Here is an 11,239-nt window from a genome sequence, read left to right on the forward strand (position 1 = left end):
GAAACGCCGCCAGGATTCCGGGAAGGGCCCAGCTAAGGTGAAACCGGCAAAGGTAAGGAGGAGGACATAGTTAATCCACAGTAAAGGCACGGGATTAATCTTTTTCGCCGGGACTCGTGTCAGGATTAAGTGCAAAGCAAAAGCAATACCCGCACCCGCCGCCGCACTAATGCCTAGACCGGAAAGTTCCGTTGTTCTACTACCGGGAAGGGTAATCAGAACAAACCCTACTAAAACACTGAAGATAACGAGATTACTAATTAGGGTCGGGCGAATGCCATACAGTACCCACGCTAACAGCAGGGTAAAGATCGGATAGATGAAGAAAATTGTAATGACAACTCCTGGGGCAATGGGGCCTAAGGCCAGATAAAGGAGTACCTGGGATACAAACAGAAAGAAGCTACTGCCCAACACATTGAAGAATAACAGCCAATCTTGCGATCGCGCCAATTGCCCAATCTCGCGCCACACCGACGGATAACGAACCATCGCCAAGATTGCCATCAACGGCACTACCACTAGCATTCGCAACCAGAGAATCAATAGTGAATTGCCCACGCTAGGAGTTACAAATCCTCCGAGTTGAAATAGCCCAAAGATCGAGGATTTGTTGAACATTACGCTGATCACGACGTTTTGGAACGCTTGCAGCAGGAAGGATAGCGCAAACAACACCAACCCAACAATCACTACCCCACGCTTCCGTTTTGAGGGGGTTTGTGGCTGGGGTACAGGAGTTAGCGGACTGGGTTTGGGTAACGACGGTATCGCTGGTATGGATGGCTCAGAAGCATAGGAGATACTGGAATTCCTGTAATTATGATTTTCCTCTAGATAGTCAGGTGAATCACGGCGAGGTATGGGTAGATTCTGCTGTGCTGCTGGTGCAGACAGGGAAGAGTCCTGAATCGGAGGAGAATCGGATTGAAGTTCTTTTCTTAGGCGATTAACTAGTGCCTCTAGGATCGCCTCTCCTTGCTTCTCGAGGTTATACATCTCACCCAACTGTTGGGAGAGAGACGTTTGATAGCTCCTGAGGTCTTGTTGTAGGCTTCTAAATGTCGCTCTCAGAGTTGAATCTAAAGAGGCAATCAATTGTTCGATATTCTCGTTGTGAGCATTGGCTGTTACATTGGGCGAGAGTCCAGCACTGGGGACACGCTCAAGCTGTTGTTGGAGAAGTTGCTGCTGACGCTGAGCCTTTAGCTTTTCAATGTCCTCAATTAACTGCGATTTTTCCCTGTGGAGTCGCTCAACGTCTTGAGACAACTGACCAAGGAGATTTTGCCGCAGGTTCTCCATATCCTGAGTCATGGCTCTTAAAAGGGCTTCTGCTGCCTGCGAATCGCTGGCTCCTCTATCATCTGATTGGTTGTTCAGTTGCCCCATTTGCCTTTAACCTGTTTTTTCTTCAGACGCTCTCGGCTTTAAAAGTTGTTGCCGTCATTGTACTGCGAGTCGGGAGCTGGTGCGATCGCTTTTGGCAGTAGAGGATTAATCATTGTCCTGGATTAATGAGCACTGCAATCCGTTCGATTTAGAGTTGGTCTGTATGAGGCCAAGCGTTCTCCCGATATCTCCTGGGTGAAACTCGAAAGATGGGAAACCTTTGTCGTTAGGGTAAATCTGACACCTGTTTGACTTTCGACCACTGAGCTGACGAAATTCGCTCGGTACGACCATCCAAAAATACAACCCCTCTACTCCCATCTTTTGCTGATGTCGCTTCATAGAAAGCGACTAATTGCTCTGGGTTAGGAATCTCTGCTAGCTTTTTGCCCGACAGGCTGGAATTAAATTGATAAGGTTCAGAGGTATTTGGATGAACAAATGCACTTTGATCTTCTACCCACTCCTTGAGGGCAGACTCAACGGTTGCAGAATTATTGAGCTGGGGCAATACCCCATTATGTTCTTCTGCATATTTCAGTAAAGCCGAACCGAGTGTGGTTAAATTGTCTGATACTTGTGAATTTAAAGTTTCCAACTGTGCTTTTTCATAAGATGCGATCGCATATTGATAAGCTTGTTCAGATGCTGCTAGTTCTTCTTTTAGATTAAACGGGCGGATATTGTTTAAGCTGCCAATGGTGCGCAGATTGAGCAGGGATAGAGTAAGGGATGTCTCTGGTGTGAGCCTATCTATTTCCGAAGGTTTAGAACCTCCCCCTAAAGTACTTTCGATTAAGCTTCTGAAGCTCACCCCCTGACTTGTTGATACCAAGCGATAAGCAATAACATAGGTTTCACCCCCAAACGTTACCGTCTTTCCCTGGGTGTAATAGACGCCACTATTACCCTTACCCCCAAAAAGGTTACTGTACGTCTGAAGTAAATCGCCCATCTCGAACTGACCACTGATGCTGATTTGCCGCCAGGAACTGTCCAAATCTTTCAGCTTTACATTCAGTGGTGCAAGGCTTCCAGAAAGCAACTGCTCGAAATCAGCTGCATCGGTACGCTGACCGTACAAGGATAATACTGCTGTCAGCGCTAAGACAATCGCAGTCCGTCGCATGTTAATTACTCCTAACAAGGGGTTAGAGCGAAAGGCTATGCTGATGTGCTTGGCGCGCTTGCCTTTGGCACAACCGCGAATTCGGCAATGGCTTCTCCTGTGAGACTAAAGGCACGAACCTCTGTAATTTTGACCTTTACCAATTGACCTTTCAATTCCTCAATGTTGCCTGTAAAAAATGTGAGTCGATTTCCCCGTGTACGTCCCATGACTTGGGTGGGATTTTTGGGATTTTCGTCTTCAACGAGGACTTCTTCAACCCGTCCGAAATAACGCTGCGAGGATTGAGCGGCTTTAATGGAAACCAAGTGATTGAGACGCTGGAGGCGATCGCTTTTTACCTCCTCACTTAGCTGATTCTCCCACAGTGCGGCTGGAGTACCGGGACGGGGAGAATAGGCAGCAGTATTGAGCAGGTCAAAGCCAATATCTTCCACCAGCTTCAGCGTATTCTCAAACTGTTCCTCGGTTTCCCCTGGAAAGCCTACGATCGCATCCGCACTAATTGAAGCATCGGGCACGTACTCGCGAATCCTATCGATAATACGGCGATATTTCTCCTGAGTGTAGCCTCGCGCCATTGCCTTGAGGATATTGTTATCTCCTGATTGAAAGGGAATGTGGAAGTATTCACATACCTTGGGTAGCTCGGCACAAGCACGAATCAGGCGTTCTGTAAAGTAACGGGGATGGCTGGTGGCAAAGCGGATGCGCTCAATTCCTGGCACATCGTGAACGTAATACAAGAGCTCGGTTAAGGTGTGCTGGTGACGTCCGGACTCGGTGATACCAGGGAGATCACGTCCGTAGGCGTCGATATTTTGACCCAGTAGTGTGATTTCCTTGTAACCCTGTTGCCCTAACTCCTCCATCTCGGCACGAATCGCTTCCGGGGTTCGGGATTGCTCGATCCCCCGAACGCTAGGAACGACGCAGTAAGTGCAGCGCTCATTGCAGCCATAGATCACATTTACCCATGCTGTCACCTTACTGTCGCGGCGGGGTTTGGTGATGTCTTCAACAATATGAATCGGTTCTGTCGCGACAACTTGGTTGCCCTCAAGTACCTGTTCCAGCAAATCCTGGAGACGATTGGCGTGTTGTGGCCCCATTACCAAATCGAGTTCTGGTACCCGGCGTAGCAAGGCTTCTCCTTCTTGCTGCGCAACACATCCAGCAACAACAAGGGTTAAGTCGGGTTGTTCGTGCTTGCGCTTGGCTTGTCTTCCCAGGTAGGAATAAACCTTTTGCTCGGCATTATCGCGAATGCTACAGGTATTGTAGAGAACTAAGTTAGCATCATTGGGGTCTTCTGACCACTCGAAGCCCATGTTCTCTAAGATGCCAGCCATACGTTCTGAGTCGGCTTTGTTCATCTGGCAGCCAAAAGTAGTGATGTGATAGCGACGGCGAGAAGTGGTCATGGATGGCTACGACAAATCAGTCGAAATGATCAGAACTGTATCTATATTGACACTGCCACGGCGTTGCTTACGCTCAAGTCTTAGGATTTTTGGATTTACGGGAAGCTACTGCTTAACCCCAGACTATCGCTAAGCCTCTTCACGGTGTGTCCCACCGCTGCAACACCTCGCTGCCCTATTTGATATTAATTTAAACAGAGAATGCGACAGCTCATTGATTGAAACTATTGCCTTCACAAGGCTTGTGCCATCCAAAATCTAAAATCTAAAAGGGTATGAGCTAAATCTGCGCAGCGGCAGGATGTATTACGAAATATTACGCACGTTGGGGTTTGTCCTGATTTACAGCTGTTGATGTGAACAAAGCATTAGCAATTCAGATAGGAGATTTCCTATGTGCAACTACGTGACTGGGTTTTCACTGATATCCCGTTCGGGGGTTTGGAGTGAAAACCCTGCCCTTTTATACAGCGGATTACTCAGCACTCTTACTCATTGGTTCGAGGATGAGGATGATAATCGGGGCAGTGGACGATAAATGGAAATACCACGAAGAGCGGTTGAAAGCCGCTGGTTTGTGACGAGACTGAGAAATTGGAATCGGAAGTTGAACAGCAACCTGGCTCTAGCAGCCAGGTTTTTTACTGTTGTGGAATAGGTGTACAGGTTACTTGTCGCTGACCTCAGGCGATCGCAGTATTTCAATTCTTATGTTTGCTCAGATGCCCCCTATAACTCATCAGCCTATAGGCTGGGCTGTTGGTTACCGCCTCGACCAATTTTCAGCGGTAGTGTTTTAGATCACCTTCCTGGACTATCAAGGAAGTTTCTCTGCTAAAGCTTCCTTGAGTTTTTAAAGTTGGCTACTACCTTCAGAAAGATATTCCCCTAATTATACACTATACATAAAAAGTGAGAATTGTCACATTAATACATGCCAGTTTTTTTAGTGTCAGGGTTAACCTTTCCTTAGACCCAGCCATTAAATTACATATTCTTTAAAGATAGAGAAAGGGAACACTTACAAAAGTGTTTCTCTGCTTACATTTTTTACTGAAACCGTCTTTGGAGGTCCGAAGTAGGAATTAGAGACTCCGACAAGGACACCCCAAAATGCAAACTTACAGCTCTCTCCTGTTAACAAGTCTGTTATTTACTGGAATAGCCGCGAATTCTCCACACTTCGGGTCTGGAGGCCAAAGGCTCCACCCATCTGATTTTGAGACGCAGTCATTAACAAACAAGTCAAGCGCACAGAGTGATTGTCGTGACAGTGGGCAGAGCCCTCTTCCTGGCTGTGGACGGAGAGATAAAGAGGTCACTAAGGGGAACTGATTTGCTCGCTGATTAGGTTGACTCTGTCTATACCTAGTCATTTTACAGTTGAGTTCGGTAAGGAAGCCTCAGCAAAATGGCTGAAATACTTCGGTTAAATGGCTGAATTTGTAGCAAGACTGGCCAATAATTTTCTCAATGGTTCTCAAACGGGGGAAATAGAAAAGTTCTGCGATTTGGAGTGACCGGGGAATCAACAGGAGAGGTCGAGTTATCGAGTTTGTGCAAGGTTTTTCAGTAGGGATCATACCGATTCCGGATGTAATGGCATGGAAATATAGGTGGTATGGCATGATCATGTCATGGCCTGTCCTGCCCTAGCCCTCAAACGCTCAAGCAAAACCGTATTACGCAACATTCTCACCTGAGGAATAGGGAGCCTCACGACGCACCTGATAGCTAAAAGCTATGCCGGTTTCCACTTGCCATGAAAACTATGAGGAATAACGCTGGGTAATCCGATGCGACAGGCGGGTTCCTCATCTAGGCCATCGCTATCAAACACGAAAACCTCACTCGTGTCAGTATTGCCGTCATACACAACGGTCAGTACCCAACCCTGCTGAGGCTTCAAGGCATCGGCTGCATAGAGGGGTTCGGAGGGATAACGATTCTCACCCATATCAGCGATCGCTAAGGTATCGGTTTTGGAGTTGAATCGAGCGATCGCACCGAACATTTCCTGACTGATATCTACCCCGTCGCGGTGTACTGATAGGTAGATATCAGACGAGACTTTTCCTACCACCTGCGGCGGTACAACGGGGAACTCACAAGCTCTGTCTAGCAACTCGTGTAAATGCGTTACTTTCCCTGTCTGCGGATTGAGACGTGCTTGCCACAGTGTTCCCTTAGCCTGTGTTCGAGTTTGACCTGTCGCTACTTCTTTTAAATACTGATTCGTTTGAAAGTCCTGATAGCGCACAAAATCGATTGCGATCGCGCCATCAGTATCTACATAACCATTGGTAAAGTGCCACTGAAACCAAGGTTTAGCTTCACTGCGACTGACTAACGTAAGGGTTTCGCGATCGAGAACGATAATCTGAGTGGGGTGATCGGGTTGCCACTCCATCGAGTCACTGTAGCTGCTAAGGCCGAGCCCAGCCTTTAAGAGATTCACCCGCACTGGTGGCACAAAAAAGACTAGATACTGTCCTGCCAGAACAAAGTCATGCACCAGAGGTATACCATCTAGCGGCACTGAACCCTGTTGGATAATCTGGCCTGTGGGGTCACTTTTATAAACCTTCAGCGTTGTATTTAGACCGGCTGCAACACCAAAGTTAAAAATCTCGCCCGTCTTTGGGTCACACTTGGGATGAGCCGAAAACGGTGCGCCCTCACCTAACTGGCTTAAATTATCGGTTCCCCTGGTCTCTAATGTCTGGAGATCGAGGGCATGAGGGTTTCCACCTTCCCATAACGCTAAGAGTTTATCGGGTAATGTCAGCACTGAGGTATTGGCGGCATTCTTCATCGGCTTACCCCAGCGCTCCCAAATTCGTCCCGGTGCTGTCATTCCATAGTTGGGGTAAAGGAATTCCTCTTTCTGGGCTTCGTCTTGGTAGCCAGCGGTTTGCACGTAGCGATAAAGTCCTGTCGCACCTGCATCGGTAAAATGCACGCCCAAGATTGCCCCATCGCCATCAAACCAATGTCCCGCTCGTACACCACCGCGTTCTAAACGTGCGGGGCCGTTGCGGTAGAGTGAACCTCGTAAACCCTCTGGAATCTGACCAGAGAGAATGGGCAGGGGAGTGGGTGGAAATTCTTTGCCGGGTTGGGCGATCGCATTTGCCCAAGCTCTACGGGTTAAGGGTTTATGGGTCGTCGTCATGCTTTGTGTAAAACTATCGGCTCAGCTGTTGGCTCATTCAAGACGGATAGAGCTATGGTTCTTTTATTAACTTTTATTACATCCTGCCCTTTCAGACTACGGTCTCAAGAGAGAAGACGAGTCTTCTACGAGTTGTTAACTCTCGTAAAAAAGCGCTAAGACACGGTTGTCAGGTAGTCCTAAACAACAAACCTAAGCCGAACCAGATTTTTTTAGAATAAGGGGTGACACCCCCCATCCCCATGATGTTATATTGTGCTTAGTAGATGCACCCTGATAATTAAGAGAGTCACACAAGTGGCTCTTTTTCCTTTTCACAAGCTGCTCTTGCACGATTTACCCCAACTCCCCTGACTGGCAAGAGAAAGCAGGGAGAGCAGCGGAAGAAGAGGATGAAGTTTAATCCCCCTGCTTTGAAGGATAACCAAGGGCACAATTTAAGTAAGAATCAGTTGTCTGTAAGCCTGCACTAGCTGTTTGCAGCTCCGGCGGTTTCTTGCTTGTTGGCAGAACCTTGAGTTCCTAGCTGAATCAGCTCAATCTTATACCCATTCGGGTCTTCCACAAAAGCAATTACCGTTGAACCATGCTTCATCGGCCCTGGTTCGCGGACGACTTTACCACCCTTGAGTCTGATTTGGGCACAGGTTTCGTAAATATTATCAACACCAAGAGCAATGTGACCATAGGCATTGCCTAAGTCGTACTTATCGGTACCCCAGTTGTAAGTCAGTTCAAGGACGGTGTGATCGGATTCATCACCATAACCCACGAAAGCTAAGGTAAATTCGCCGCCCGGATATTCTTTTTGGCGCAAGAGCTTCATACCCAAAACGTCGCAGTAAAACTTGAGGGATTCCTCAAGATTGCCGACTCGCAGCATCGTGTGTAGCATTCGCATGGGCTTTTACTCCTTAGGCGGATTCTTCTGTTTCTAATTGTAAAAAGAGCTACCGTCCCAGAGCGCTGAACTCTTGAGGAGAAATCCCTACCAAATAGTACGTAGTAACACGGTAGGGATCGGTAGACATCCTTAAAGTTGTCGTTTGACCCTCGCAGGAAGGCGTATGCTGATCGCTGGAGTCGTCCGAATTCAGATTGTGGATTGGCATCTTATAGATGAATCGGGGGAGTTGAAATGCCCCCTACTGAGCCATAATCAAAATCGGCAATCTAAAATCCTTACATTGCTAAAAGGAGATGTATGGAATACAAGCCAGAAACCGCAATTGAAGCGATCGATGCCAGAGAAATTTTAGACTCTCGTGGGCGTCCTACTGTAGAAGCCGAAGTGATGCTGCTGACGGGTGCCAGGGGAATAGCCCAAGTTCCCAGTGGAGCCTCGACAGGTACCTTTGAAGCCCACGAACTGCGGGATGATGACTCCCATCGCTATGGCGGCAAAGGAGTTCTCTACGCTGTGCGGAATATTAAGGAGAAAATTACACCTGAACTGCTGGGCATGGATGCGCTCGATCAAGCATCTGTTGACAAAAAAATGCTTGATCGCGATGGTTCCCCAAACAAAAAGAACTTGGGCGCGAATGCCATCTTGGCTGTCTCGTTAGCAACGGCTAAAGCCGGGGCAGATAATTTGGGACTCCCTCTGTATCGCTATCTAGGGGGGCCTCTCGCTAATCTGCTGCCAGTCCCGTTGATGAACGTAATCAACGGTGGCGCTCATGCGGATAATAACGTGGATTTCCAGGAGTTCATGATTGTGCCTGTGGGAGCTCCCACTTTTCGGGAGGCGCTGCGCTGGGGTGCTGAGGTGTTTGCAGCGTTAGCCAAGGTTTTGAAGGAGAAAAACCTCCTGACGGGGGTTGGGGATGAAGGGGGCTTCGCTCCCAACCTAGAGTCCAATCAAGCCGCTTTAGAATTGCTGATTGCGGCAATTGAAAAGGCTGGCTATAAGCCAGGGGAACAAGTTGCTTTAGCAATGGATGTAGCGGCGAGTGAGTTTTACAAAGAGGGTCAGTATGTCTATGATGGTGCGTCTCACTCACCAGAGGAGTTTATTGATTATCTGGCTCAGTTAGTCGGACAATACCCGATTATTTCGATTGAAGATGGGTTGCACGAAGAGGATTGGGATAATTGGAAATTGCTGAGTCAGAAGCTAGGCAACATCCAGTTAGTCGGTGATGATCTTTTCGTGACCAATCCCATACGGCTGAAAAAAGGGATTGAGTTAGGTGCGGGTAACTCGATCTTGATTAAGCTTAATCAAATTGGTTCGTTGACGGAAACGCTGGAGGCGATCGATTTAGCGACTCGCAAGGGCTACCGTTCCGTCATCAGCCACCGTTCTGGCGAAACGGAAGATACGACAATTGCGGATTTAGCAGTAGCTACTCGTGCGGGTCAAATCAAAACTGGCTCTTTATGCCGTAGTGAACGAGTTGCCAAATACAACCGACTACTGCGGATTGAAGATGAATTAGGCGATCGCGCCATTTATGCTGGAACTGTAGGAATGGGGCCAATATAGGCACTAGGTATTGGGGATAACACTCTATCTCCTCTTCTCTCCCGTGTCACCCTAGTAGGGTGCGTGAGACGCACCCTACCCCTAGCGGCCGCTCTAAAGAGCTAGGGTTGATAGAGCCAACTTACTGAAAAGTCGCATCATTTTCATTTGATAGATACCGCAATGAGCAAAAAAACGAACACCAGTTATCACTATGCTTAGTCCTGGAAAAAATTAACGGCATAAATTTACAAACTTCGTTAAAGCGTTAATGGAACAATAGCATTTTGGATAGCTTGGCTTACTAGGCTCAACTATAGCGATCACAATACTCATTTAGGTAGACTTAAAAAGCTCTTACAATGATTTAATGTCCAATTTTCGAGCTAAGAGGTCTAAAAGGTACAGAAACGGTGGATGGCGTAACCTGACTAGTGGTGCTCCTCTAGCTGTATTTCTTGCTGTTGGGCTGCTTATTCTCTATAACCTGTTGCCAGTTTTAGAACTGGTAGCTGTTGCTTTGCTGTTAGCGCTCGTACTCCGGACGACCTTACGGTGGTTGCAGAAAATTTTTCGGGTTCGCTGGGTAGCAGTGATGATCATGGTTGGGCTACTTGGAGGGTTTGGGTTATTTGTGGGGCTTGTAGTGATTCCCAGCTTCGTAGAAGAGGCTCAGAATTTATCCTCGGCCTTGCCAAAATATCTACATTCTTTAATCAATCTGTCTCGTCAGCTCCACAACAGCGTCAGTTTTGTGCCTGACCTCTCTCAGGGATTGGAGCAGTTAACGGATATTCTCAAGCGGCTAGTGAGCAGCTTACCAGTACTACTGAGAAACACTTTTGATCTATCCCTTCAAGCCGTTGCGACACTCATTCTTGCCATATATATGGTTTACGATCCGGATGCTTTAGTTGATGGAATCTTGCGGCTGACACCACAACGGCAACATAAGAGGCTGAAACGGTTACTTGAGTCCACAAAAGTGAGACTGCGTGGCTGGATATTTGGTACAGGACTAGCAATGCTAATAGTTGGGGTTGGGGCAGTGATTGGGCTTTTGATTCTTAGAATTCCCTTGGCTGTCCCCTTAGGAATAGTGGCAGGTATTCTGGAAATTATTCCCTATGTGGGCCCTATCGTGGGTGCAGTTCTGCCAGCGCTGATAGCACTTACTATACAACCAACTAAGGCTCTACTTGTTTTAATTTATTTCTTAATTTTGAACCAAGTAGAGGTTCACTTAATTCAGCCAATAGTCATGGCTCAGCGGGTAAAACTTCATCCAGTGATGGTTATTCTTGCTTTTCTAACGATGGGTAAGCTACTAGGATTGATTGGTATTCTGCTAGCTGTACCCATTGCGGCAGTTCTAGTAACTGTAGTAGATGAATTTACCCCAAAGGAGCCCCCTGAAGATGCATCTCCCTAATGACTAAGATAGCTCGTTCGTACCTAGTATGCTAATCCGCTTTAGGGTATCGACTACTTCAGATAAAACCAAAGCAGCCTCTGGTTGATATCCAGAGGCGACTTTGGTTTGTGATTCAAGACCTGGCACCGAGCTATTGTCCCCGAGGGTTACCCCGAGAGTATCTTCGCCGCTGCAACGTTTCACCTCCGAGTTCGGGATGGGTACGGTGTGGTTC

Annotated in this window: 8 protein-coding genes and 1 rRNA gene; 3 read left to right on the forward strand and 6 right to left on the reverse strand. The window is 47.5% G+C overall.

The features are described 5' to 3' along the window. From V6C93_RS32360 to miaB, 3 genes are all read right to left on the reverse strand, one after another. Positions 1 to 1,392, reverse strand: a 1,392-nt coding sequence (locus tag V6C93_RS32360; protein WP_333480795.1) for a DMT family transporter, incomplete at its 3' end; no start/stop codon positions are given. A gap of 226 nt (positions 1,393 to 1,618) precedes the next feature. Beyond that, the gene (locus V6C93_RS32365) at positions 1,619 to 2,521 is read right to left on the reverse strand and encodes a hypothetical protein (RefSeq protein ID WP_333480796.1); all 903 of its coding nucleotides are present in this window, start codon (positions 2,519 to 2,521) and stop codon (positions 1,619 to 1,621) included. A gap of 35 nt (positions 2,522 to 2,556) precedes the next feature. Beyond that, complete coding sequence (miaB, locus tag V6C93_RS32370; RefSeq protein ID WP_333480797.1) at positions 2,557 to 3,945, reverse strand: tRNA (N6-isopentenyl adenosine(37)-C2)-methylthiotransferase MiaB; 1,389 nt, start codon at positions 3,943 to 3,945, stop codon at positions 2,557 to 2,559. 1,113 nt (positions 3,946 to 5,058) lie between these two features. On the opposite strand from miaB, the gene patX reads away from it, so the two are divergent. After that, complete coding sequence (gene patX, locus V6C93_RS38875; protein WP_414644327.1) at positions 5,059 to 5,280, forward strand: heterocyst-inhibiting protein PatX; 222 nt, start codon at positions 5,059 to 5,061, stop codon at positions 5,278 to 5,280. Between the two features lie 406 nt (positions 5,281 to 5,686). On the opposite strand, the gene V6C93_RS32375 is transcribed toward patX, so the two are convergent. Further along, positions 5,687 to 7,120: a carotenoid oxygenase family protein gene (locus tag V6C93_RS32375; protein WP_333480798.1), complete on the reverse strand. Its 1,434-nt coding sequence runs from the start codon at positions 7,118 to 7,120 to the stop codon at positions 5,687 to 5,689. A gap of 469 nt (positions 7,121 to 7,589) precedes the next feature. Further along, positions 7,590 to 8,021, reverse strand: coding sequence for a lactoylglutathione lyase (gloA, locus tag V6C93_RS32380; RefSeq protein WP_333480799.1), 432 nt, complete (start codon positions 8,019 to 8,021; stop codon positions 7,590 to 7,592). 303 nt (positions 8,022 to 8,324) lie between these two features. On the opposite strand from gloA, the gene eno reads away from it, so the two are divergent. Further along, positions 8,325 to 9,611 (forward strand): phosphopyruvate hydratase, encoded by a 1,287-nt coding sequence (gene eno / locus V6C93_RS32385; RefSeq protein WP_333480800.1) that lies wholly within the window; start codon positions 8,325 to 8,327, stop codon positions 9,609 to 9,611. A gap of 349 nt (positions 9,612 to 9,960) precedes the next feature. Next, positions 9,961 to 11,022 carry an AI-2E family transporter gene (locus tag V6C93_RS32390; protein ID WP_333480801.1) on the forward strand — a complete coding sequence of 354 codons (1,062 nt, stop codon included), beginning with the start codon at positions 9,961 to 9,963 and terminating at the stop codon, positions 11,020 to 11,022. Between the two features lie 120 nt (positions 11,023 to 11,142). On the opposite strand, the gene rrf is transcribed toward V6C93_RS32390, so the two are convergent. Then, positions 11,143 to 11,239, reverse strand: a 5S ribosomal RNA gene (gene rrf / locus V6C93_RS38985); the annotation flags it as partial.

The organism is Allocoleopsis sp. (genome assembly GCF_036703385.1).
Lineage (GTDB): Bacteria > Cyanobacteriota > Cyanobacteriia > Cyanobacteriales > Coleofasciculaceae > Allocoleopsis.

What these genes read in the sequence shown, in the direction of transcription:
- V6C93_RS32375 (WP_333480798.1), bottom strand. Translation starts at nt 7,120, where the DNA reads ATGACGACGACCCATAAACCCTTAACCCGTAGAGCTTGGGCAAATGCG.
- V6C93_RS32390 (WP_333480801.1), top strand. Translation starts at nt 9,961, where the DNA reads ATGTCCAATTTTCGAGCTAAGAGGTCTAAAAGGTACAGAAACGGTGGA.
- V6C93_RS32365 (WP_333480796.1), bottom strand. Translation starts at nt 2,521, where the DNA reads ATGCGACGGACTGCGATTGTCTTAGCGCTGACAGCAGTATTATCCTTG.
- miaB (WP_333480797.1), bottom strand. Translation starts at nt 3,945, where the DNA reads ATGACCACTTCTCGCCGTCGCTATCACATCACTACTTTTGGCTGCCAG.
- gloA (WP_333480799.1), bottom strand. Translation starts at nt 8,021, where the DNA reads ATGCGAATGCTACACACGATGCTGCGAGTCGGCAATCTTGAGGAATCC.
- patX (WP_414644327.1), top strand. Translation starts at nt 5,059, where the DNA reads ATGCAAACTTACAGCTCTCTCCTGTTAACAAGTCTGTTATTTACTGGA.
- eno (WP_333480800.1), top strand. Translation starts at nt 8,325, where the DNA reads ATGGAATACAAGCCAGAAACCGCAATTGAAGCGATCGATGCCAGAGAA.